This is a genomic window from Mycobacterium innocens (genome assembly GCF_900566055.1).
GTDB classification, from domain to species: domain Bacteria; phylum Actinomycetota; class Actinomycetes; order Mycobacteriales; family Mycobacteriaceae; genus Mycobacterium; species Mycobacterium innocens.
On record NZ_UPHQ01000222.1, the window covers coordinates 1 to 22,620 of the forward strand.

The following is a 22,620-nucleotide window of genomic DNA, read 5'->3' on the forward strand; positions in this document are numbered from 1 at the left end:
GTGGGGGGTAAGACCCGCCGGGGGGCGGCTGATCGGTCATGGGAGCAACCTTCCACTCAGGGTTCGCTTGAGGCGGCCTTACAGTACCTGAGGTCGGATGCCGTTGGGAGGCTGGGCGAAAGCCGCCGGCCGCGCTGTGTCGGGTGGCTATCCCCCGCCGGCGCTCAGCGTCGACCCGCCCCTTCGGACAGGAAACCCAACAGGTCGTAGCGGGTAATCACGCCGACCGGTTTACCTTCCTCCACCACCATCAACGCGTCACTGTCCCGCAACGCCTTTTCGGCCACGCTGACCAATTCGCCGGTCCCGATCATCTTCAGCGGCGGGCTCATATGTTGTGACACGGCATCGGCCAGCTTGGCGCGGCCCTCGAAAACGGCCGACAGCAGTTCGCGTTCGGACACACTGCCGGCAACCTCACCGGCCATCACCGGCGGCTCGGCGCCGACGACGGGCATCTGCGACACCCCGTACTCGCGAAGAATCCCGATCGCGTCGCGCACCGTCTCCGCTGGATGGGTGTGCACCAGATCGGGCAACGCACCGGACTTGCGGCGCAACACATCACCGACCGTGGCTTCCTCGGTCGACCCGTCGAGACGGCTCCGCAGGAATCCGTACGACGACATCCACGCGTCATTGAAGATCTTCGACATATAGCCGCGGCCGCCGTCGGGCAGCAGGACGACAACCAGCGCGTCGGGTCCGGCGGTTTCGGCGACTTTCAATGCCGCCACCACCGCCATCCCGCACGACCCGCCCACCAGCAGCGCTTCCTCCCGGGCCAGCCGCCTGGTCATGTCGAACGAGTCGGCGTCTGACACCGCGATGATCTCGTCGGGAACTGAAGGGTCGTAGGCCGCCGGCCAGAAGTCCTCGCCGACCCCCTCGACCAGATAGGGGCGGCCGGTGCCGCCCGAATACACCGAGCCCTCGGGGTCGGCGCCGACGATGCGCACCCGACCTCCGGACACCTCTTTGAGATAGCGGCCCGCACCGGTGATCGTTCCGCCGGTGCCGATGCCGGCGACGAAATGAGTGACCTTGCCGTCGGTGTCGGCCCAGATCTCCGGCCCGGTGGTGGCATAGTGGCTGGCCGGTCCTTCGGGGTTGGCGTACTGGTCGGGCTTCCAGGCGCCGTCGATTTCTCGGACCAACCGGTCGGAGACGCTGTAGTAGCTGTCCGGGTCGGCGGGCGGCACCGCCGTCGGGCACACGACTACCTCGGCGCCGTAGGCGCGCAACACATTTCGCTTGTCCTCGCTGACCTTGTCCGGGCAGACGAACACACACCGGTATCCACGGCGCTGTGCAACCAACGCCAGCCCGACCCCGGTGTTGCCGGAGGTGGGTTCGACGATGGTGCCGCCGGGCCTCAGCTGTCCGGCGGCCTCGGCGGCGTCGATCATCTTCACCGCGATCCGGTCCTTGGAACTGCCGCCCGGGCTGAGATATTCGATCTTTGCCGCCACGGTCGCGGCCCCGCCCGGGACGACCGAGTTCAAGCGGACCAGTGGTGTGCCGCCGATGAGGTCACTGATGTGCTGCGCGATCCGCATGCGTTCATGGTCTCAGGCGGTTTGGGCCCGCGTACATCCAGCTACTAGCCGGTGGCTTCCCGGATGTACTCGCCGATCTGGCGCAGTGAGCGCACCGCCTCGGGCAACAGCGGCCCGGCGACCTGGAAGTCGTGCACCTGGCCGGGCCAGACGCGAAGCTCGGCGGGCACACCGGCCGCCGCCAGCTTGCGTGCGGCCAGCTGTGCGTCGTGCAACAGCACCTCGGATCCGGACACGTGAATCAGGGTTCGCGGCAGGCCCGGCCGGATGTGCTCCAGTGGCTCGTAAAGCTCCTCGAGTTTGCCGTCGACAGCGTTGTTGGCCGCTGCGCTAGCAACCAATTCGCCAAGCGCATCGAAGGCCTTCGCCGGGAACATCGCGTCGGTTTTGATGTTCGGGTGCGCCTGCTTGTTTTCCTTTGCCAGCTGTAGCAGTGGCGAGATCGCTACCAGAGCTGCCGGCTCCTCGTCCTCGTCCTGCAGCCGCTGCGCGAGCGCCAATGCGAGATAGCCGCCGGCGGAGTCGCCGGCCAGCACTATCTGCTCCGGGTCGTAACCCAACAGGCGCAGCCAACGGTAGCCGTCGTGACAGTCGTCGAGCGCCATCCCGATCGAGTGCTTGGGCATCAGCCGATAGTTAACGATCAGGACGGGCGAATCAGCAAACTGTGACAGCAACTCGACAAGCCGCCCGTGCGAGTTTGCTCCACAGGTCAAGAACGCGCCGCCGTGCAGATACAGAACCACTCGCCGGGTGCCGTCCGCGGGCAGCACGCCGCGCGCCCGAACCAGTTGCGCCGAGGCATTAGGCAAGCTCACTGAGGCCCTGACGGTTACCGGTGCCGGAAGCAGCATCTTGGCAGCGTGGTCGATCAGTCCCCACGGCCACGGCACATGCGGAACGTAGCTACCCACAGTGAGAACCGGCCGGATCGTCAGCCGCGACGCCAGCGTAGCAACTCGCGCAGCAATACTTGGGCCAGACTCGACGACCTCAACCGGAGCGCCGTCGCTGATGGCAAATCTGCGTGCCTGTAGTCTACGTGCCTTGAGAACGTCCCGTGGGCGAATCGGATGTCTGGGGGAACCGGATACCCTGTTCGGTGCCGTCATGCTCAACACTTCCTACGCCGTTGTAGTCCGATACAGCATGTGACGAAAAGGTTGAGCGTCCGGTTCACCTGCTCCCCCGAAGCGGTCAGCCAACTCGTCCGACTTAGCTTGACAGCATATTCCCGAGGCAACGTTCGTAGCGTCTGATTCGATATCACAATTGATCCGCACCGTAATTCACCTGTTTTGTCAGCTACCCGCGCAAACAGCGAAGCCGATCTAAACTGGTCTCGTGGGCATAAGCGTGCCGCGACGTTCGACTATCGCTTTGGCCACAGCAGGTGCACTTGCCTCGACGGGCACGGCCTATCTGGGCGCACGCAACTTGCTGGTCGGTCAGGCGACACACGTGCGCACCGTCATTCCCAGAGCCTGCGACATGCCGCCTCGTGCCGATGGCGTTTACACCCGCGGCGGCGGGCTGGTGCAACGGTGGCGCCGCGGAACACCATTCGACCTGCACCTGATGATGTTCGGCGACTCGACGGCGTGCGGATACGGGTGTACCAGCGGCGAGGAAGTCCCGGGCGTGCTGATCGCACGCAAACTCGCCGAGCAGACCGGCAAGCGGGTCCGGTTGAGCACCAAAGCCATCGTCGGCGCCACCTCGAAAGGCGTTGGCGGTCAAGTCGATGCGATGTTCGTGGCCGGACCGCCGCCGGACGCGGCGGTGATCATCATCGGCGCCAACGACGTCACGTCTCTCAACCGCATCGGAGAATCTGCCGAGCGGCTGGCCTCATCGGTGCGCAGGTTGCGTGCCCGCGGCGCGGCCGTGGTCGTCGGCACCTGTCCCGACTTCGGTGTCATCACGGCCATCCCCCAGCCGCTGCGTTCCCTGGCGCACACGCGTGCTACGCGGCTGGCCCGCGCTCAGACCGTCGCCGTCAAAGCGGCCGGTGGGGTGCCGGTGCCGTTGGCACACCTGCTGGCGCCCCAATTCCGGGCCGCTCCCGAAGGCATGTTCTCCGCCGACCGGTACCACCCGTCGGCGACCGCCTACGCGTTGGCAGCCGACCAGCTGTTGCTCGCCCTGCGCGACGCGCTGCGCGGAAAGATCGCCCGACCGGGGCTTGAGCTGCCACCCCGACCCGCTGCGCCGGCACGCGGTTGTGAGCCCACCCGAGGCAGCATCGTGTCGCGGCTATGGCGGCGTCCGCTGCCGACCGTGCCCGCAGCCGTCGCCGCGCCAGCCGGGGGCTGACCTCGGCCGGGGTTGTCCGGCCCGCCAGCTCGGAGATGCCCGCCTCGCGGGCCGCATCGTCGCCAGGCTAAATTCGGCGCCAGGCTCACCCCCATCGCCCGCCTCCCCCTCGCCCCGCTTCGCGGGCCGCATCGTCGCCAGGCTAAATTCGGCTTCGCACACCCCAATGGAGGGAGTCCGTTATGCCGGAAGCCGTCATCGTCTCAACCGCCCGCTCGCCCATAGGCCGCGCCATGAAAGGCTCACTGGTCACCATGCGGCCCGACGACCTGGCCGTGCAGATGGTGCGTGCCGCACTGGACAAGGTGCCCGCGCTGAACCCACACCAGATCGACGACCTGATCATGGGCTGTGGTCTGCCCGGCGGCGAGTCGGGCTTCAACATTGCGCGCGTCGTCGCTGTTGCGCTGGGCTATGACTTCCTGCCGGGCACCACGGTCAACCGGTACTGCTCGTCGTCGTTGCAGACCACCCGAATGGCATTCCACGCGATCAAGGCCGGCGAAGGCGACGCTTTCATTTCCGCGGGGGTGGAGACAGTCTCCCGGTTCGGCAAGGGCAACTCCGACTCCTGGCCGGACACGAAGAACCCGATCTTCGACGAGGCCCAGGAACGCTCCACTGCTGCCGCCGCCGGCGCCGACGAATGGCACGACCCGCGCGCCGACGGCAAGCTGCCCGACGTCTACATCGCGATGGGCCAGACCGCGGAAAACGTCGCAATCCTCACCGGCATCTCCCGCGAAGACCAGAACCACTGGGGTGTGCGCAGCCAGAACCGCGCCGAGGAGGCGATCAAGAGCGGCTTCTTCGAACGCGAGATCACCCCGGTCACGCTCCCGGACGGCTCCACGGTCAGCGCTGACGACGGCCCGCGGGCGGGTACCACCTACGAGAAGGTCAGTGAGCTCAAGCCGGTGTTCCGGCCCAACGGCACCGTCACCGCCGGCAACGCCTGCCCACTCAACGACGGCGCCGCCGCGCTGGTGATCACCAGCGACACCAAGGCCAAAGAACTCGGCCTGACACCCTTGGCGCGCATCGTGTCCACGGGCGTCAGCGGTTTGTCCCCGGAGATCATGGGCCTCGGCCCGATTGAGGCCTGCAAGAAGGCACTCGAACGAGCCGGCATGTCGATCAACGACATCGACCTGGTCGAGATCAACGAAGCCTTCGCGGTGCAGGTGCTGGGATCGGCCCGTGAGCTGGGCATCGACGAGGACAAGCTGAACGTCTCGGGCGGAGCGATCGCCCTGGGACACCCGTTCGGCATGACCGGCGCACGCATCACCACCACGCTGCTGAATAACCTGCAGACCCACGACAAGACATTCGGTCTGGAGACGATGTGTGTGGGCGGCGGCCAGGGTATGGCGATGGTGATCGAGCGGCTCAGTTAGCGGGTATAGGGGTTAGCGGGTATAGGACCCGCTTTGGAGCGAAATCGGGCCCTTACGTCTGCTGCTCGCGGCCGACGGTCGTTGCGGCCGTTGAGTGTGCGTTGTGGGCGTTCACCGTGAGCCCAGGGCGGCGCCGCCGCGCTGGGCACCGCCACCGGCGCACACTCGCCGCCGCCAGCGCACACTCACCGCCGCCACCGCACAGCGCAGCAAAAAGCCGGCACGTACGTGCCGGCTTTTTGTCGCCCGAACTAATCGTTCTGCAGATAACTGAGCAGGCGCAGGATCTCGATGTAGAGCCAGACCAGCGTGACGGTCAGGCCGAGGGCAATACCCCATGCCGCCTTATCCGGCGCTCCCGCGCGGATCATCTGGTCAGCCGCATCGAAGTCGATCAGGAAGCTGAACGCCGCGATACCGATCAACACCAGCGAGAAGATGATGCCCAGCGGACCGGGGCTGCGCAGGCCCAAACCCTCGCCGCCGCCGACCTGGAACATCGCCAGCACGAAGTTGCCGAGCATGAGGAACAGCACGCCGAAGAGGGCAGCGACCACCATCCGGGTGAACTTGGGCGTCACCCGAATGGCCCCGGTCTTGTACACGATGAGCATGCCGAAGAACACGCCCAGAGTGCCCAGGACGGCTTCTCCGATGAGCATTCCGGCATTGGCCGAGCCCACCGAGAAGTTGGCCATGACGAACGAGAAGGCTCCCAGGAACAGGCCCTCGAGTCCGGCGTAGGTGAGCACGATCGCCGGGTTGTCCTGTTTGCGACCGAAGGTGGCGACCAGCACCAGCGCCAACCCGCCGAGCGCGCCGATCAGGGTCAGCGGCATCGCAAGGTTGAGGTTCTGGGCGACCAGGAAGTAGGAGACCACGGCGCTGGCCGTCAGCATGGCCAAGGTCAGGCCGGTCTTGGTGACGACGTCGTCAATGGTCAGCGGGCGCGCAGCCCGGGTTTCCTGGTAGGGAGCAGGGTAAGGGTCAGCCGCGTATCCCGGCTGGGCCAGGCCCGGACCGAATTGTGCGTATCCGCCCCTCTGCTTCGGCAGCGAACGAAATACCGGGTTACTTGTCTCCCGCACCGTCGGATCCTCTCTTGTGGCTCCACATATGACTACAGCTTCGGAAGCTTCGGACTACAGCTTCGAGTTGTGCGAACACCTGCTCAACGATCAGTGGCCCGGCCGGGTTCCCAGCGGAGCTGCTGTTTTGTCGTCCGGCTCAAGATAAACCTTAGCCCCGCGGGCACCCCGGGGCGAGTCACGATCTAGATTGCTCGTCAAACTCATGGGGCAGACTTGGGACGGATTCCTGCGATTGGAGACCTGGGCGTGACTGAGGCCGTGACGGGCGAATCCGACGAAGTTCTGACCCGCGTCGACGGTGGCGTCGGCTTGATTACGCTCAACCGGCCGAAGTCGATCAATTCGCTGAACCAGACGATGGTGGACCTGCTGAGCACGGTGCTCATTCGTTGGGAACGCGACGACGAAGTCCGTGCTGTGGTGGTTTCGGGGGCCGGCGAACGCGGCTTGTGCGCGGGCGGCGACGTCGTCGCGGTCTACCACAGCGCCCGCAAGGACGGGGTCGAGGCGCGGCGGTTCTGGCGCGCCGAGTATTTGATGAACGGCCAGATCGGCCGGTTCTCCAAGCCGTACGTGGCACTGATGGACGGCATCGTGATGGGGGGCGGCGTCGGCGTCGGCGCCCACGGCGACGTCAGGGTGGTCACCGACACTTCCAAGGTCGCGATGCCCGAGGTCGGCATCGGGTTCATCCCCGACGTGGGTGGGGTGTACTTGCTGTCCCGGGCACCGGGCGCGCTGGGTTTGCACGCCGCGCTGACCGGAGCGCCGTTTTCCGGAGCCGACGCCATCGCGATGGGCTTTGCCGACCACTACGTGCCGCACGCCGACCTCGACGCGTTCCGCGCCGCGATCACCTCCGACGGCGTGGCGAGCGCACTTGCCCACCACACCGTCGAACCTCCACCCAGTGAGCTTGCCGCACAACGCGATTGGATCGACGAGTGCTACACCGGCGATACCGTCGCCGAGATCGTCGCCAAGCTGCGGGATCATGGCGCACACCCGGCGAACGACGCCGCCGAGCTGATCGCCACCCGCTCGCCCATCGCGCTGTCGGTGACGTTGGAGGCAGTTCGCCGCGCCGCCGCCATGGAAACGCTGGAAGACGTTCTGGTCCAAGACTATCGGGTGTCGTCAGCGTCGCTGCGCTCCCACGATCTGGTGGAAGGCATCCGCGCGCAACTGATCGACAAGGACCGCAAGCCGAAATGGTCGCCGGCGGCACTGGCCGAGATCACCAAGGCCGACGTGGCAGCGTATTTCGAGCCGGTCGGTGACGACTTGAGCTTCTAGGAAGGCAATCCATGGGATATGAAACGATTCTGGTCGAGCGCGACGAGCGGGTCGGCACCATCACGCTGAACCGGCCGCAGGCGCTGAATGCGCTCAACAGCCAGGTGATGGGCGAAGTCACCAGCGCGGCAACGGAATTGGACAGCGATCCCGGCATCGGGGCGATCGTCGTCACCGGTTCCGCCAAGGCGTTCGCCGCGGGCGCCGACATCAAGGAAATGGCCGGGTTGACGTTCGCCGACGCGTTCGACGCCGATTTCTTCGCTGCCTGGGGCAAACTCGCCGCCGTGCGTACCCCGACGATCGCCGCGGTGGCCGGATATGCACTGGGCGGCGGCTGCGAGCTGGCCATGATGTGCGACCTGCTGATCGCCGCCGATACCGCCAAGTTCGGCCAGCCAGAGATCAAGCTCGGTGTCCTGCCCGGTATGGGCGGCTCGCAGCGGTTGACCCGGGCCATCGGCAAGGCCAAGGCCATGGATCTCATCCTGACCGGGCGCACCATCGACGCCGCCGAGGCCGAGCGCAGTGGCCTGGTTTCGCGGGTGGTGCCGGCCGACGACCTGCTGACCGAGGCCAAGGCCGTGGCCACCACCATCTCGCAGCTGTCACGGTCAGCCACCCGGATGGCCAAAGAGGCCGTCAACCGAGCCTTCGAATCGACTCTGGCCGAAGGTCTGCTCTACGAACGCCGGCTCTTCCATTCGACCTTTGCCACCGACGATCAATCGGAAGGCATGGCGGCCTTCATCGAGAAGCGGCCGCCTCATTTCACCCACCGATGAGCGAACCGCATTCTGCGACGAGCACCGACACCGGAACGCAACCGAAAGCCGCCGGCGCCGAGTCGTCCGCCGTCCCGGTCGCCAAAACACCTGAGCCGCAAACGGTTCGCAAGGCGTGGTGGATACGCCACTACACCTTCACCGGCACCGCGCTCGGGTTGATTTTCCTGTGGTTCTCCATGACGCCGTCACTACTGCCGCGCGGCCCGCTCTACCAGGGTCTGGTCAGCGGCATCTCGGGCGCCATCGGGTATGGCTTGGGCGTCTTCACGGTCTGGCTGGTCCGGTACATGCGCTCGCAGAATTCCAGTCCGCCACCACCGCGCTGGGTTTGGCTGCCGCTGATCTCGGTCGGCGCGGTCGGCATGGTCCTGATGGCGATCTGGTTCCACGTCTGGCAGGACGACGTGCGCGACCTGATGTTTGTCGAGCACTTGAAGTGGTACGACTACCCGCTGGCCGCGGCCGTATCGCTGATCGCGTTGTTCACCCTTGTCGAGACCGGCCAGTTCATCCGGCGGCTGGTCGGTTTCCTGGTGGGGCAAGTCGACCGGATCGCGCCGTTCCGGGTGTCGGCGACCATCGTGGTGGTCCTGCTGGTGGCGCTGACGATCACGCTGCTCAACGGTGTCGTGCTCAAGTTCGCGATGCACTCCATGAACAGCACCTTTGCCTCCGTCAACGAGGAGATGAATCCCAACACGGCGCCGCCGAAGACGTCGCTGCGCTCGGGCGGCCCGCAGTCGCTGGTGTCGTGGGACTCGCTGGGTCACCAGGGCCGCATCTTCGTCGAGGCCGGTCCCACCGTCGCCGAACTGACCAAGTTCAACGGAACCCCGGCGACCGAGCCGATCCGGGCCTATGCCGGCTTGGACTCTGCGAACGGAATCACGGAGACGGCCGGGCTGGCAGCGCGCGAATTGCAGCGCACCGGCGGTCTGCAACGCGCTGTCGTCGCCGTCGCCACCACCACCGGCACGGGCTGGATCAACGAGGCCGAAGCCGACGCGCTGGAGTACATCTACAACGGCAACACCGCGATCGTGAGCATGCAGTACTCGTACCTGCCGAGCTGGCTGTCGTTCCTGGTGGACAAGGAGAACGCCCGCCATGCCGGACATGCCCTGTTCGAGGCGGTCGACAAGTTGATCCGGCAGATGCCGGAATTCATGCGTCCCAAGCTGGTGGTGTTCGGTGAGAGCCTCGGATCCTTCGGCGGCGAGGCGCCGTTCATGACTCTCGACAATGTGCTCGCCCGCACCGACGGCGCCTTGTTCAGCGGCCCGACCTTCAACAACACCATTTGGAACGACTTGACCTCGACTCGCGATCCCGGTTCACCGGAGTGGCTGCCGATTTATCACCACGGCGCCAATGTGCGGTTCGTCGCGCGCCCGAGTGATCTGCAACGACCGGACGTGCCCTGGGGGCGGCCGCGCGTGGTCTATCTGCAGCACGCCTCGGATCCGATCGCGTGGTGGACGCCTGATCTGTTGTTCAAGAAACCTGACTGGCTGCACGAACCGCGAGGTTATGACGTGCTGCCGCAGACCCGCTGGATCCCGGTGGTGACGTTCCTGCAAGTCACCGCCGACATGGCGGTGGCAGTGGAGGTGCCGCCGGGACACGGGCACCACTACGTCGCCGATGCGGCCGACGCCTGGGCCGCGATACTGTCGCCGCCCGGCTGGACGCAGCAGATGACCGAGCGCCTGCGGCCGGTGTTGCACTCCGACGCCAAGCCGCTCGGCTCGTCAGGCTAACACCTGCCCAGCGGCTTGAGCTCGGCCAGCAGGCCGGCGGCCGCCAGCGCGTGGTAGCCGCCGATGACGTCGGTGGCGCGGTGCAGCCCGAGGTCCAGCAGCGCGGCCGCCGCCAGGCTGGAGGTGTAGCCCTCCGAGCACAGGATCACCCATTCGACGTCGTCGTCGACGGCCTGCGGTAGGCGGGCGTCGCTGGTCGGGTCACACCGCCATTCCAGGACGTTGCGTTCGATCACCAACGCTCCGGGCACCTCGCCCTCACGGGCGCGCTGGGCCTGCGGCCGGATGTCGACGAGCACCGCGCCGCGTCGCAACGCTTGGGGCACCTCGCCGGCGGGCAGGCGCCGATACCGGCTGCGGGCGAGGTCCAGTATCCGATCGATCCGGCTCATCACGACTTTTCGGGTTGGTCGGTCAACTCGGTGCGCTGGCGGCGCAGCGTATTGCGTTCGGTGACTTCGTAATACGACATCGCGGTCAGCGGCGGCGAATATGCGTGCACGCTCAGCGTCGGCGGCGCAGTCGAATGTGGCTCGACGGCCGGCGCCTTGCGCGGCGCCCACACCACGTCGTGCACCCAGCCCAGCGGGAACCCGGCCTGATCACCCGCATCGAGCCGGCGGCGCCGCAACCGCCGGCCGTCCCACCGGTATTCGTTGAGCGACCCGGACAGCACCGTCAGCGCCCCGATCGAACCGCCATGGTCGTGCAATTCGGTGGCGTGTCCGGGAACCCAGCTGATCAGCCAGATATCGAGGTCGTCGTCCCCGTGGACGCGGGCAAACCAGCGCTGCGTCTCGGGCAGGCCGCCCCGGGGCAGCAGGTGGTCGTAGCGCCCGCTGAGCACGTCGTCGGCGACTTGGTCGGTGGCGTGCAACAGGTCGGGCACCCGCAGCCGGGTGGGTCCGGGGAACGGGGAGGCAACGGCAGGTGCGGTGAGAAGAGGCATAGCCATGCGAGGGACTCCAGAGTGCGAAAGCGGATCGGGTTATCGGCGGCAGGTCAGGGCCGACAACACCCGAAAAATCCGACGCACTTCAGCACGGCAGCCAGTGTTGCATAAATTGGCACCATGCGCGGATCGCGACCTCGGGGCCTGGCGTGCGCCTACCTGTGGGGACCGCTGGTTGTCGCGGCGAGCGTGTCGGTCGTCACCGGCTGCTGGCATTCCGGCGGCGGCGGTAGGGCGGCGTCTTCTTCGTCATCTCCGGCCAAGTCGTCGGCGCTGTCACCAACCGCCCCGAGTTCGCTGCCGCCGGGTGTTGTCGGGGTCTCACCCACCGGCGTGACGACCCGGGTCGACGTGCCCGCCGAGTCGACCGAGGAGCAATACTTCCAGGCCTGCCATGCCGCCAAGGTGTGGATGCAGACCCAGCCCGTCACCGGCGAGGCCTTGATCGAGCCGTATCTGGCGATGGTGCAGGGCTCGCAATCCGGCGTTGCCGGCAGTTGGAATATCCGCTGGGCGGAACTGACCCCGGCGCGTCAGGCGGCGGTGATCGTGGCGGCGGTCGCGGCCGCCAACAACGAATGCGGATAGCCATCCGCCGGGCGGTTCCAGCCGGCCGCGCAATTGCGATCACGGCTGCAAGAAACTGCCGACCGGTTCCGCGGGAGCCATGACGGCCACGCAGAATGAAGGGATGACCGGGCCAGCGGCCGTGCGGGTGCACGGATCGTCTCCGAATCGCGTCGCGTTGGCGCTCGGCAGCGGCGGCGCCCGTGGTTACGCCCACATCGGGGTGATCCAGACGCTGCGGGAGCGCGGCTACGACATCGTCGGGATCGCCGGCTCCTCCATGGGGGCGCTGGTCGGCGGCCTGCACGCGGCCGGGCGGCTGGAGGAATTCACCGACTGGGCGAAGTCGCTGACGCAACGCACCATCCTGCGACTGCTGGACCCGTCCATTACCGCGGCCGGGGTGCTGCGGGCCGAGAAGATCCTGGATGCGGTGCGCGACATCCTCGGCCCGGTCACCATCGAACAACTGCCGATCCCCTATACGGCGGTGGCGACGGACCTGTTGGCGGGCAAGTCGGTGTGGTTTCAGCGCGGACCTCTCGACGAGGCTATCCGGGCGTCGATCGCGATACCCGGGGTGATCGCCCCCCACGTACTCGACGGGCGGCTACTCGCCGACGGCGGCATCCTGGATCCGCTGCCGATTGCGCCGATCGCCGCGGTCAATGCCGACCTGACCATTGCGGTCAGCCTCAACGGCAGCGAAGCGGGGCTACCACGCGGCTCTGAACCCGGGGTCACCGCCGAGTGGTTGAACCGGGTGGTCCGCAGCACCTCGGCGCTGTTGGACGTCACCGCCGCCCGGGCCCTGCTCGACCGGCCGACCGCGCGTGCGGTGCTGAGCCGGTTCGGCGGGGGATCCCAGGAACCGGATGTCTGGTCGGATGCGGACGAGAGCGAGGACGCCGACACCGCGGACACTGCACCCGAAGTCCCGAAAATGGGCAGCTTCGAGGTGATGAACCGAACCATCGACATCGCCCAGTCCGCGCTGGCCCGCCACACTCTGGCGGCCTATCCCGCCGACCTGCTGATCGAGGTGCCGCGTGCGACTTGCCGAAGCCTGGAATTCCACCGGGCCGTCGAGGTGATCGCCACCGGTCGGGCCCTGGCCGCGCGTGCCCTCGATGCCCTCGAAGCCGACGACCAGCAGCCGGCCCCTCCGGCGATCGAGGGCTGAATCAGACGCCCAGGAAGCGGGCGAGGGCCGCCGCTTCCCGACGGCCCTGTTCTCGCCCCGCCATGGCTGAAGCTGCCCGGCAACGCGGATCCAGCGGGTTGGGCCCGAACGCCGTCAGCGACTCGTCGTCGGCGAACACGGCGAATGCGCTGCCCGGGAATGCCGCGATCTCGGCGGCCGGTCCCGGGCCGAACGGCGACGGCGTGTCCGCGCCGGACGGCACCAAGACCACCGCCACCGCACAGTCGTCGGCAACGCCGAGGTTGACCGAGCTGGCTACGCCGCCGTCCATGTACCGGCGGCCCGTGATCGTCACCGGCGGCCAGACTCCCGGCACCGCACAGCTGGCGGCCACCGCATCGACGAGGTCCACACCCGAGTGGCGGTCGAATACCACCAATGCGCCTGTGGCGGTGTCGATCGCGGTGATCCGCAGATCCCGGTCCGGCCACTCGTGCACCGGCAGCCGCTCGGCGATCACGGCCCGGCGAACCGGCTCGGAAACGGTATGTGTCGCCAGCGCCACGGCTCCGATCCGCTGCAGTGGCCCGCGCTCCCCCGGCTCCCGCAGGGCCTGCAGGAACAGCTCGGTGATGGCGTCGATGTCGACGCCCGGGTCGATCTCGGCCGATGTCTCGGCGAGCTGCAGATCGAACAGCTCTTCCAGGCGTCGACCGCTGCCGATCTGCGCCGCCACCGCCGATCCGGCCGATGTCCCCACCAGCACGTCCGAATCCAGCAACAGCCGGGCCGCCGTTGGCGACTGCTCGGCGACACCGCGCAGAACACCTGTCTCCCAAGCGATTCCGGCCAGGCCGCCGCCGGCCAGCACGAGCGCCCGGCTGCCTACCACCTCGGCCTACTCTGCCATCACCGACGAGCCAAGATCCAACCGACGCAGCAGCTGACCGGGCGGATCCGGCAGCACCACATCGCGGGTCAGCTGCAGCGCGGCGTCGACATGGACCAACTCGCCCGGGCCGAGCAACGACCAACGCGGGTCCTCGTCCATCGGCTCGGTGGCGAAAACCACCGACGGCCGAGTGCACAGGTGCGGCGACCGCGCGCGAATCCGGTTGCTGCGCAGGTGAAATTCCGGACCACATAACGACGGATCGCGCCGGTCCAGCACATAGAGCTCATGAGAGTCCGGATAACGCAGCGCCCACATGTCGGTGGCCGTGCTGAGCAGCACGTTGACGGCGTAGATCGGCACGTTCGCGGCCAACCATTGCAGGGCGTCGACCAGGCCGGCTGACTGGTCGCCGCCGTGAGCGCGGATCGTGGCGGTGATCAGGGCGAACACCCGCTCGGAATCGGTTTGGCCGAGCACCAGGTCCGCGGCGCCGAGTTCGCGGAGTCGTCCGTCGATCACGTCGAGGCCCTCGACCACTCCGTTGTGCGCGAACATCCGGCCGTCCTGCAAGAACGGATGGGTGTTGCGGATATCGAGCGAACCGGTCGTCGCGTAGCGCACGTGAGCGACGAACGTCGTGCCGGTCAGCTCGCGGGCCTCGGTCGCGAACGCGGTGTCATGCCAAGCCGCCATGGGCTCTTTGTGCAACTGCGGCCGACCGTGTTCGTCGAACACCCCCACCCCGGTGCCGTCGGGGTTTCTGCGGCTTTGCCGGGCCAGACTGTCGGGGGCGTCCAGCAGCCAAAAAGTCGCCGTGACAACCTCATTCCCGGCGTGCAGGCCAAAGAGTCGGCACATGGCCTCGACGTTACCCGGCCCCGGCCCGGCCCCGGCCCGGCCCCGGCTGCCCGGCTGCCATCGGCAGTCACCGGCAGTCATCGGCCGAAAGCCACATCAGCAAAGTCATGCCTGCGGTCGTCCGGTGTGGTCAAATACGGGCTAGCGCTCGGTGGCGTCCCGGTTGCCGGCGGCATATCAGGCGGGAGGCCACCCATGGCAGCTGCTGACCTCGTGATCCGCGGTGTGGTACTGACCGTCGACGACGCCCGACCTACCGCCGAAGCCGTTGCCGTCAACGACGGCCGGATCGTCGCGGTGGGCAACTGGTCGGATGTCGAGGGCTGGGTGGGCTCCGATACGCCGGTCGTCGACATCGGATCGGGCTGTGTCATGCCGGGTCTGGTGGAGGCGCACGGGCACCCGCTGCTGGAGTCCATGGTGCTGTCGAACCGGATGGTCGACATCCGCCCGGTCACGGTCCGCGATGCGGACGACGTGGTCGGCGCGATTCGGCGGGAAGTGGCCACCCGAGGTGCGACGGGCGCGTACCTGTTCGGCTGGGATCCACTGCTGCAACCAGGTCTCCCGGAAGCGACCCTGCGCTGGCTCGACGGCCTGGCCGCCGACACCCCGTTGGTCATCTTTCACAACTCCTGTCATAAGGCCTACTTCAACTCGACTGCCGCCAGGCAGGCCGGGATCACCCGCGATACGCCAAACCCTAAGGGCGCCAACTACGGTCGCGACGCCAACGGCGAGCTCGACGGCACCGCCGAGGAAACCGCCGCGTTGTTGCCGCTGGTCGCCGGGGCGATCAACCCGGCCGACTATCCCGCGATGCTGCGGGCCGAGTGTGCCCGGCTGAATCAGGTGGGCCTGACGACCTGCTCGGAGATGGCGTTTGAGCCTACTTTTCGGCCGGTGCTTGCCAAGGCTCACGAGGCGGGTGAGCTGACCGTCCGGCTGCGCACCTACGAGATCTCCAACGCGGCGCTGAGCACCGACATGACCCCCGCCAACGGCGACGACATGGTGCGCCAGGTGGGCATCAAGATCTGGGTCGACGGCTCGCCGTGGCTGGGCAACATCGACTTGTCGGCTCCCTATCTCGACACCGGCGCCAGCCGCGCCATGGGCATCGCGCCGGGTTCCTGCGGCCACGCCAACTACAGCCGCGAACAGTTGACCGAGATCGTCGACGCCTACTTCCCGCACGGCTGGCCGATGGCCTGTCACGTCATGGGTGACGCCGGAATCGACACCATTCTCGACGTCTACGAGGAAGCACTGCGCAAGCACCCGCGAACCGATCACCGGCTACGGCTGGAACACGTCCCTCTGATGCGCCCGGACCAACTGCGGCGCGCCGCCGCGCTGGGCGTCACCGCCAGCCTGTTCGTCGACCAGATCCACTACTGGGGCGACATCCTGGTCGACGGCCTTTTCGGGCCCGAGCGCGGGTCGCAGTGGGCCCCGGCCGGTTCGGCCGTCGCCGCCGGGATGCGGATATCGCTGCACAATGATCCGCCGGTCACCCCGGAAGAACCGCTGCGCAACATCAGCGTCGCGGCCACCCGTACCGCGCCGAGCGGACGGGTACTGGCGCCCGAGGAGCGGTTGACGGTCGACCAGGCGATCCGCGCCCAGACGCTGGACGCGGCGTGGCAGTTGTTCGCCGACGACGTGATCGGCTCGCTGGAGGTCGGCAAGTACGCCGACATGGTCGTGCTGTCGCAAGACCCGCGGACGGTCGCCCCCGAGGAGATCGCGGATCTTGAGGTACGCGCGACGTTTCTCGCCGGCCGCCAGGTGTACGGCCCGACTCTGGGCTGAGGCCGCCGACGGACTCGCGAGTCCCGCGCGCCGCCGTTCAGCCCACCAGTTGCTCGGCGAGTTTCTCCAGCACGATGCGGGCGTAGCCCTTCCACATCCTGCCGAACAGCGGCAGCAGCGGTGCGCTCACGCCCGATTTGGGATGCAGGGTCCACTGCCAGGCGACCCTGGTTCCCGTCCCCGCCGGCGCGAAGCTCCACTTGCCTTCCACCAGGCTGACCAGCGGCGCCAACGGGCCTTTGATGTCGGTGAGCGTGTAGCTGAATGATCGCGGCGGATCGACGTTGGTCAGCGTCTCGCGTACCAGGCCGCCGCCGACCATGGCGATGACACGAGTCTGGCCCGCCGCATCCCAATCGCCGGTTTGGTCCCGGACCTCCTTGATCGGCGGGATCACCCCATACCACTGAGAACAGATCACCGGCAGCGCTATCGGCAGCGTCCGATTGAAGGCGTCCTCGACGGTGACCGGGATTGCCCGCGATTGCTCGACTACGACAGAGCGTGTCAGTTTCCCATCCCCTTTATCTCGAAATCGATTTCCGGCCAACTCTAACCGCGATATCGAGCACGGTGCGGCCCGGTGGTCACCGCGACAACTCCGGTGCCGCCCGGGCGGTGATCAACGGCAGATCGAAGAAACTTTGGATGCCCGCCGGGGCGGCGCAGGTCGCGGGGATCGCGTTGACGCAGTGCGCCGCGGTGGCGACGATGCCCGGGTTGCTCTGCAGCCCGGCGGCCACGCTCTCCGGCTGCCACCCCTTGACGGTGACGAAGGTGTCGGGATTACCGCGCACCTCGATCTCGTAGCGCTCCCCCGCCGGTCCGAAAGACCATGGCGGATCAAGCTTTTCGGAGCCCATCAACCAGTTGACGGTGATCTCGACCACCACTTTGTCACCGACGAGCGCTTCCCAGTGAAACCGGCGGCCGGCAACCTGGCCCGGTTCGATGATCCCGATCGGCGAGTCTATCGGCGCGGTCGCAACGGCGACCTCCTGTGATGTGCGGATCTTGGGATCGGCGGCAAAGCCCAGACGGTCGACGCACAACCGGACCGACTGCATGAATCCGCCGTCGAGCAGTTTCTGCATCGGCCCGGTCAGCGCGCTGTCCGGGGTGCCGCCGAAGCCCATCACATAGCGCAGCACATCGGGAGCACCATAGCTCCGCAGGTCCGAAAACTCTTCGGAGCGAACAAAAGTCACGCCGGTGGACATCACCGACAGCAGCAACGGAAACAACTCGGTGGCCGCTCCGGGCCCGATACCGGCGCCATGCAGGGTCGCGTTGCCGGCCTGCGCGGCCACCTCGAGCGGCGCGGCTTCCTTCTCACTCGGGTAGAACCACCCGACCGGAGTGACGACGTTCTTGCCCGAGCGCAGCAAGGCGGCGACCTCGTCGACGCTGGGCAGCAACGGCGCGTAGACCACCGCGTCGGCGTCGAGGGCCAGGATGTCGTCGACGCTGTTGGTGGCGACGACCCCCAGCGGTGCCGTGCCGATGATGTCACCGACGTCTTTGCCGTTCTTGGCCTCGGAATGCACCCAGCAGCCGGCCAATTCGAGTTCTGGATGCTCGAGCACACCCTTGATCGCGGCGACCCCCACCGATCCGGTTGCCCATTGAACGACCCGCAAACTCATGTCCTCGAACTCACCTTCCTCGCGAGCAGACACACAATCGCACGTTTTGCCGCGTGGCTATGCGATTCTATGACTGGTCGCGCACAGCGGATGGCGCCCCCGCGGCGCTCAGTTGTGCACCTCGACAACGTCGTAGACACCGTCGCCGTAGCGGGAGCGGATGGTCTTCTTGTCGTATTTGCCCACGCTGGTGCGCGGAATCTCGTCGGCGAAAGCCCATCGCTCGGGCAACCACCATCGAGCTACCTTGTCCGCCAAGAACTTCCGCAGATCCCCGGCGCTCACCTCGACCCCTTCGCGGGTCACGACCACCGCCAGCGGCCGTTCTTGCCAACGCTCGTCGGGAACGCCCACCACCGCGGCCTCGACCACCCCGGGATGCGCGATCAGACAGTTCTCCAGCTCGACCGACGAAATCCACTCGCCGCCGGACTTGATGACGTCCTTGGCCCGGTCGGTGAGCGTGATGAAGCCCTGCTCGTCGATGCGGCCGACATCGCCGGTGCGCAACCACCCGGAGTCGAACTTCGACTCGTCATATCCCAGGTAATACGAACCGGTGATCCACGGGCCGCGAACTTCCACCTCGCCGACGGCTTTGCCGTCGTTGGGCAGCACCCGGCCGGTGTCGTCGACGATCCTGGCCTCCACCCCGCACACCGGCTGGCCCTGCGTCGAGCGGATGGCCCAGTGCCGGTCCGGCGGGGTTCCCGGCGGCGGCCACGCCATGGTGGCCATCGGCGAGGTCTCCGTCATGCCCCACAGCTGCCGGATCTGGACGCCGTGCTTCTCTTCGAAGGTGCGCATCAGCGATTCCGGGACGGCTGAGCCGCCGCAGGCGACCAGACGCAGCGACGACACGTCGTGGCCGGGGTCTTTCTCCAGGTGATGCATGACGTCGTTCCAGATGGTCGGCACCGCGCCGGCCAGGGTGGGCCGCAGGTTCTCGATCATGTGGATGAGTGATCGGGCGTCGAGATGCCGGTCGGGGAGCACCAAGTCGGCACCGGCCATCAATGCCGCATACGGCAGCCCCCAGGCGTTGGCGTGAAACATCGGCACGATGGGCAGCACCCGATCGCTCGAGCCGACCCCGATGCCGTTGGTGGTGCACGTCGCCATGGTGTGCAGAAAGCTCGAACGGTGGCTGTAGACAACACCTTTGGGGTTGCCGGTGGTGCCGCTGGTGTAGCACATCGCAGCCGCGGAATACTCGTCGAGCTGCGGCCAGTCGAATTCGGCCGACTCGCCGTCGATCACTTCGGCGTAGCGCAGCACGGTCTTGCCCGATTCCTGTAGCGGCGCGGTGTCGCCGTCCCCGACGGCGATCACGGTGTGCACGGTGTCGAGTTTGGACAGCACCGGTGCCAGCAGCTTGGCCAGGGAGAGGTCGACCAGGATGACCCGGTCTTCGGCCTCGTTGGCCACGTAGATGATCTGCTCGGCAAACAGCCGGATGTTCAGCGTGTGCAGCACCGCGCCCATCGACGGCACGGCGAGGTAGGCCACCAGATGTTCGGTGTTGTTCCACATGAAGGTGGCCACCCGCTGGTCCCCGGTGATCCCGAGGCGGCGCAATCCGTTTGCCAGCTGGGCGGCGCGCTGCCCTACGTCGCGGTAGCTGGTGTGCCGATAGCCGTCACCGGTGGCCGTCACGACCTCGCGTAGGCCGTGGACACCGCAGCCGTGCCGCATGATCGCGGTGATGGTCAGCGGGAATTCCTGCATCGTGCTGTACATCGATGTACCGCCTTACGGGTCTCGGCGCAGCACCGCCTCATGTCTGGTCGGGCGAATGCTATCGCCGCGGGCAAGTCATGAGAACGGGTTCCCCCGAGAACCGCGTTCAATGCCGGGCCGGAGCGGTCCCGACCGCGACCGTCAGGCCAGCGCCGCCTCGTACTGCAGCAGCTCGGGCATGATCCACTCGGTCGACGCCTCGTACTCGCGAGCGTCGTCGATGCCCGGGACGGTCGCGGCGACCGGCACCATGGTGATCGTGCCGGAGTAGTCGGCGATGTACAGGTGGCCGCCGTCTCGGCTCTCGATGACGCAGGACGGTTGCGCGACGCGGACGGTGCCGACGATGTCCTGGGTGAGCGTGTTCAGCACCGTGACCCGGTCCTCGCTCACCAGGTAGGCCCGATCACCGTCACCGCTCAGGGTCAGGCGGGTGACCAAACCACCGATCTGGTCGATCTTGCGGGTCGCAATGACCTTGCGGGCGCGGCTGTCGACGACGTCGACCACGGCGCCGAAGTCGGCGCCGCAACTGGCGACGTAGACGGTGGCGCCGTCGGGGCTCATCGCGACATCGCGGACCGCCGAACCGATGTCGACGGTGCCGACGACGCGCAGTTGCGGCTTACCGTCCTGGCCGCCGTGGGGGTTTTTGGGGTTCTTGCGGCGCCAGCGCGAGCGGCCGGTGGCGCCGCGATCCTCGTCGCGCTCTGCGCGGGTCGCGACGACGACCAGCTGGCCACCGGACGGACCGTTGCTGCCGACGTAGAGCCGGCTCCCGTCGGCGCTGATCCGCACGCACTGGGCGGTGGTGCCCGCGGCGGTCGCGATGTCGATGGCCTCGACGCCGCCCGTGGCGGTGTCCAGGACAGCGAGGTCGGCACCGCGGGCGCCGTTCCGGCTGGCGTAGACGTAGTTGCCGCCGGGGTCGACGGCGAGGTCGCTGACGCTGAGCGTCAGCGGGTGGGCGGCGACAAGGGCGTTGGTGGACGCGTCGATGACGCCGATCGAGTCGTAGGCCGGCGACACGATGCTGACGTATGCCCGCTCGGCCGGCGCGCTGCCGGTGGCGATGGCGAACGGCTCGTTGACGCCGGCGATGGTCTCCACCACCCGGCAGCTGTCGGTGTCGATGACCGACACGCTGTGGTCGCTGTAATTGGTCACCAGCAGCCGGCTGCCGTCGGGGTTCATGGCCATGCCAGCGATGGGGCCGTTGCGCACGCGGATCTCGACCGCGGTCGGCAGATCGGGTGTGGCGCCGGACCCGAAAAGCTGGACCTGTGCGCCGTCCCGCTCATCCCAGCCGGTGTTTTGGCCGTTCACATCGCTCACGTTGGCACCGCCTTTGCTGTGTTGCGCGGGCTTCAGACATCGCGACTGCTCTGTGCGACCTGATCGCCCGGGACCACCCGGATTTCAGCACTAAAAAGCACTGAATTGACCGCGTTCGCAAGAGTCTAGCCGTTGAATTATCGACGAAAAGATTTCGATTTCAGCATTGTTACCCAGGTCACTCCGCAGCCTCAGGCTAAACTCAGACTGCAATAATCGGGCATTTGGTAGGGCACCCTAGAGCAAACAAATAAAGCTGCTGTATCAGCCATGCCAGTCCTGGGGCTAACTTGTTGCCGAGCAATTACGCAGTCGTTAGATAAGAAATTCTTATATTGCGTGACCAAAAGAGGCGAATATCACAACGCGTAAGCCGGGTTCCCGCGGCCGCCTCAGCCGAATTGGGTGCGTGGGCGTGGTAGCACGGCGCCGTCGACAATCATGTCGAGCCTTTCGTTGTAAAACGCCACCAAGCCGGCGATGGCCGCGACGGCCGGCAACGGGTAATGGTAGGTCCACGCCAGGTCAGCGTGCACCGCGTCGCCGACCCGCACCGACCAGTAGCCCGATGTCGTTCCCTTGTACGGGCACAGCGTCCGCGTCGAGCTGGGTTCCAGGTGTTCGAAGACGACGTCGGTGGGATCGATGTAGTAGCGGGTAGGCAAACCGGTTTCGAAAACCAGCACCGGTGACCGGGTGTCGGCGAGCATGACGCCGTCCAACTCCACCCGGACGTGGCGGTGCGAGCGCAGCGCATCCACCCGGGTGTACGGATTGCGCGGGTGGCCATAGATCTGCTCGTCCTCTTCGAACCACCGCAGCGGGTGCCAGTCGAAGCGCACCGTGCCCGCGAGCGGACCGTCGCCGTCGGCGTCGAATACCCGCGCGGCCGACGGGTGGGTCCCGTTTGCGCCGACCAGCGAATACAACCGCGACGGACCGAACTGGACCTTCTGGGGGTGGTCCTCGTCGCGCAGGAACTCCCTGCGGACATCGGCAATCGGAACGTAATACGTTGGGTAATAAGGCAATTCCCACACATAGCGGGCCGCTGTAGTGTCGAAGACCAGTTCGTCGCCAAGATAGCCGCGGATCCGGCGCGGCGCCGGCTCGATGCGTCCACGCGCGGCCGCCATCTGCGGGTAGTCGTGCTCGGTGCTCACGTGTCGCCTACTGGTCCTACTGGTCCTTGGACGCCAGACCGGCCGGCGCGTGGGCGATCGCCTTACGGATTGCGTCGGCCAACGTCAGCGCGCTTTCCTCGGTGAGTTCGAGCGCGACCCGAGCGGACGGGCCGAGCTCCGGGTTGATCACATCGATGTTCACCGTGTGGCCGTAGCGGGCATGCACGGGATGGTCGACGTACACCGTGGCGCGGCTGGCGCCGAACCATCCCGTCGCACCCTTGGCGCTGCCGTCGATCTGCACATGTTGGGTCAGGTAAGTGCACATGTGTTG

21 protein-coding genes are annotated in these 22,620 nt (G+C 66.9%); 8 read left to right on the forward strand and 13 right to left on the reverse strand.

The genetic code is table 11. The features are described 5' to 3' along the window. Nucleotides 1–164: 164 nt before the first annotated feature. Both EET03_RS21115 and EET03_RS21120 read right to left on the reverse strand, forming a co-directional pair. Nucleotides 165–1,559, reverse strand: coding sequence for a cystathionine beta-synthase (locus tag EET03_RS21115; protein ID WP_122508822.1), 1,395 nt, complete (start codon nucleotides 1,557–1,559; stop codon nucleotides 165–167). 44 nt (nucleotides 1,560–1,603) lie between these two features. Beyond that, nucleotides 1,604–2,671, reverse strand: coding sequence for an alpha/beta hydrolase (locus EET03_RS21120; protein ID WP_075545010.1), 1,068 nt, complete (start codon nucleotides 2,669–2,671; stop codon nucleotides 1,604–1,606). A gap of 244 nt (nucleotides 2,672–2,915) precedes the next feature. Here EET03_RS21120 and EET03_RS21125 point away from each other — a divergent pair, with 244 nt between their 5' ends. Continuing rightward, nucleotides 2,916–3,875 carry an SGNH/GDSL hydrolase family protein gene (locus tag EET03_RS21125; RefSeq protein WP_099193714.1) on the forward strand — a complete coding sequence of 320 codons (960 nt, stop codon included), beginning with the start codon at nucleotides 2,916–2,918 and terminating at the stop codon, nucleotides 3,873–3,875. Nucleotides 3,876–4,057: 182 nt separating this feature from the next. After that, complete coding sequence (locus EET03_RS21130) at nucleotides 4,058–5,275, forward strand: acetyl-CoA C-acetyltransferase (protein WP_075545008.1); 1,218 nt, start codon at nucleotides 4,058–4,060, stop codon at nucleotides 5,273–5,275. A gap of 251 nt (nucleotides 5,276–5,526) precedes the next feature. Here EET03_RS21130 and EET03_RS21135 read toward each other — a convergent pair whose 3' ends face one another. Further along, entirely contained in the window at nucleotides 5,527–6,363 is an 837-nt protein-coding gene (locus EET03_RS21135; protein ID WP_075545007.1) for a Bax inhibitor-1/YccA family protein, read from the reverse strand. Nucleotides 6,364–6,624: 261 nt separating this feature from the next. Between EET03_RS21135 and EET03_RS21140 the strand changes: the two genes are divergently transcribed. The 3 genes from EET03_RS21140 to EET03_RS21150 are packed head-to-tail and all read left to right on the forward strand — an operon-like array spanning nucleotide 6,625 to nucleotide 10,210. After that, a complete protein-coding gene (locus tag EET03_RS21140) occupies nucleotides 6,625–7,662 on the forward strand; it encodes an enoyl-CoA hydratase/isomerase family protein (RefSeq protein ID WP_099194245.1) in 1,038 nt (345 codons plus the stop codon). Between the two features lie 11 nt (nucleotides 7,663–7,673). Beyond that, entirely contained in the window at nucleotides 7,674–8,447 is a 774-nt protein-coding gene (locus EET03_RS21145; RefSeq protein ID WP_075545006.1) for an enoyl-CoA hydratase, read from the forward strand. After that, nucleotides 8,444–10,210: an alpha/beta hydrolase gene (locus tag EET03_RS21150; RefSeq protein WP_075545005.1), complete on the forward strand. Its 1,767-nt coding sequence runs from the start codon at nucleotides 8,444–8,446 to the stop codon at nucleotides 10,208–10,210. The genes EET03_RS21145 and EET03_RS21150 overlap by 4 nt, the downstream gene beginning before the upstream one ends. Here EET03_RS21150 and EET03_RS21155 read toward each other — a convergent pair. Together EET03_RS21155 and EET03_RS21160 are read right to left on the reverse strand one after the other, a co-directional pair. After that, nucleotides 10,207–10,602, reverse strand: a complete 396-nt coding sequence (locus tag EET03_RS21155; protein WP_075545004.1) for a rhodanese-like domain-containing protein — start codon at nucleotides 10,600–10,602, stop codon at nucleotides 10,207–10,209. The two genes, EET03_RS21150 and EET03_RS21155, sit on opposite strands and share 4 nt — an antisense overlap. Then, nucleotides 10,602–11,165 carry a cysteine dioxygenase gene (locus EET03_RS21160; protein WP_099193715.1) on the reverse strand — a complete coding sequence of 188 codons (564 nt, stop codon included), beginning with the start codon at nucleotides 11,163–11,165 and terminating at the stop codon, nucleotides 10,602–10,604. Before EET03_RS21160 ends, EET03_RS21155 begins: the two co-directional genes overlap by 1 nt. A 117-nt stretch (nucleotides 11,166–11,282) precedes the next feature. Between EET03_RS21160 and EET03_RS21165 the strand changes: the two genes are divergently transcribed. Then, a complete protein-coding gene (locus EET03_RS21165) occupies nucleotides 11,283–11,750 on the forward strand; it encodes a lipoprotein LpqV (RefSeq protein ID WP_075545002.1) in 468 nt (155 codons plus the stop codon). Between the two features lie 103 nt (nucleotides 11,751–11,853). Beyond that, the gene (locus EET03_RS21170) at nucleotides 11,854–12,912 is read left to right on the forward strand and encodes a patatin family protein (RefSeq protein WP_063470909.1); all 1,059 of its coding nucleotides are present in this window, start codon (nucleotides 11,854–11,856) and stop codon (nucleotides 12,910–12,912) included. 1 nt (nucleotide 12,913) lies between these two features. Here the strand turns inward: EET03_RS21170 and EET03_RS21175 are convergent, their stop codons facing one another. Together EET03_RS21175 and EET03_RS21180 are read right to left on the reverse strand one after the other, a co-directional pair. Then, a complete protein-coding gene (locus EET03_RS21175) occupies nucleotides 12,914–13,765 on the reverse strand; it encodes a patatin-like phospholipase family protein (RefSeq protein WP_075545001.1) in 852 nt (283 codons plus the stop codon). A gap of 6 nt (nucleotides 13,766–13,771) precedes the next feature. Further along, nucleotides 13,772–14,626, reverse strand: coding sequence for a class II glutamine amidotransferase (locus tag EET03_RS21180; protein ID WP_075545050.1), 855 nt, complete (start codon nucleotides 14,624–14,626; stop codon nucleotides 13,772–13,774). 195 nt (nucleotides 14,627–14,821) lie between these two features. Here EET03_RS21180 and EET03_RS21185 point away from each other — a divergent pair, with 195 nt between their 5' ends. Continuing rightward, nucleotides 14,822–16,441: an amidohydrolase gene (locus EET03_RS21185; protein ID WP_099193716.1), complete on the forward strand. Its 1,620-nt coding sequence runs from the start codon at nucleotides 14,822–14,824 to the stop codon at nucleotides 16,439–16,441. Between the two features lie 37 nt (nucleotides 16,442–16,478). On the opposite strand, the gene EET03_RS21190 is transcribed toward EET03_RS21185, so the two are convergent. The 6 genes from EET03_RS21190 to EET03_RS21215 form a co-directional block, all read right to left on the reverse strand. Next, a complete protein-coding gene (locus tag EET03_RS21190; protein WP_075545049.1) occupies nucleotides 16,479–16,952 on the reverse strand; it encodes an SRPBCC family protein in 474 nt (157 codons plus the stop codon). A gap of 76 nt (nucleotides 16,953–17,028) precedes the next feature. Next, complete coding sequence (locus EET03_RS21195; RefSeq protein WP_075544999.1) at nucleotides 17,029–18,087, reverse strand: NAD(P)H-dependent amine dehydrogenase family protein; 1,059 nt, start codon at nucleotides 18,085–18,087, stop codon at nucleotides 17,029–17,031. Between the two features lie 108 nt (nucleotides 18,088–18,195). Beyond that, a complete protein-coding gene (locus EET03_RS21200; RefSeq protein ID WP_075544998.1) occupies nucleotides 18,196–19,827 on the reverse strand; it encodes a long-chain fatty acid--CoA ligase in 1,632 nt (543 codons plus the stop codon). A gap of 141 nt (nucleotides 19,828–19,968) precedes the next feature. Beyond that, complete coding sequence (locus EET03_RS21205; RefSeq protein WP_075544997.1) at nucleotides 19,969–21,162, reverse strand: YncE family protein; 1,194 nt, start codon at nucleotides 21,160–21,162, stop codon at nucleotides 19,969–19,971. Nucleotides 21,163–21,554: 392 nt separating this feature from the next. Beyond that, complete coding sequence (locus EET03_RS21210; protein WP_075545048.1) at nucleotides 21,555–22,298, reverse strand: DUF427 domain-containing protein; 744 nt, start codon at nucleotides 22,296–22,298, stop codon at nucleotides 21,555–21,557. Nucleotides 22,299–22,341: 43 nt separating this feature from the next. Further along, nucleotides 22,342–22,614: a DUF6295 family protein gene (locus EET03_RS21215; protein ID WP_075545047.1), complete on the reverse strand. Its 273-nt coding sequence runs from the start codon at nucleotides 22,612–22,614 to the stop codon at nucleotides 22,342–22,344. Nucleotides 22,615–22,620: the final 6 nt, after the last annotated feature.

Coding starts and splice junctions, on each gene's coding strand:
- EET03_RS21170 (WP_063470909.1), top strand. CDS start 11,854: ATGACCGGGCCAGCGGCCGTGCGGGTGCACGGATCGTCTCCGAATCGC.
- EET03_RS21120 (WP_075545010.1), bottom strand. CDS start 2,671: ATGACGGCACCGAACAGGGTATCCGGTTCCCCCAGACATCCGATTCGC.
- EET03_RS21160 (WP_099193715.1), bottom strand. CDS start 11,165: ATGGCTATGCCTCTTCTCACCGCACCTGCCGTTGCCTCCCCGTTCCCC.
- EET03_RS21165 (WP_075545002.1), top strand. CDS start 11,283: ATGCGCGGATCGCGACCTCGGGGCCTGGCGTGCGCCTACCTGTGGGGA.
- EET03_RS21200 (WP_075544998.1), bottom strand. CDS start 19,827: ATGTACAGCACGATGCAGGAATTCCCGCTGACCATCACCGCGATCATG.
- EET03_RS21215 (WP_075545047.1), bottom strand. CDS start 22,614: ATGTGCACTTACCTGACCCAACATGTGCAGATCGACGGCAGCGCCAAG.
- EET03_RS21180 (WP_075545050.1), bottom strand. CDS start 14,626: ATGTGCCGACTCTTTGGCCTGCACGCCGGGAATGAGGTTGTCACGGCG.
- EET03_RS21210 (WP_075545048.1), bottom strand. CDS start 22,298: ATGGCGGCCGCGCGTGGACGCATCGAGCCGGCGCCGCGCCGGATCCGC.
- EET03_RS21145 (WP_075545006.1), top strand. CDS start 7,674: ATGGGATATGAAACGATTCTGGTCGAGCGCGACGAGCGGGTCGGCACC.
- EET03_RS21195 (WP_075544999.1), bottom strand. CDS start 18,087: ATGAGTTTGCGGGTCGTTCAATGGGCAACCGGATCGGTGGGGGTCGCC.
- EET03_RS21150 (WP_075545005.1), top strand. CDS start 8,444: ATGAGCGAACCGCATTCTGCGACGAGCACCGACACCGGAACGCAACCG.
- EET03_RS21185 (WP_099193716.1), top strand. CDS start 14,822: ATGGCAGCTGCTGACCTCGTGATCCGCGGTGTGGTACTGACCGTCGAC.
- EET03_RS21115 (WP_122508822.1), bottom strand. CDS start 1,559: ATGCGGATCGCGCAGCACATCAGTGACCTCATCGGCGGCACACCACTG.
- EET03_RS21155 (WP_075545004.1), bottom strand. CDS start 10,602: ATGAGCCGGATCGATCGGATACTGGACCTCGCCCGCAGCCGGTATCGG.
- EET03_RS21130 (WP_075545008.1), top strand. CDS start 4,058: ATGCCGGAAGCCGTCATCGTCTCAACCGCCCGCTCGCCCATAGGCCGC.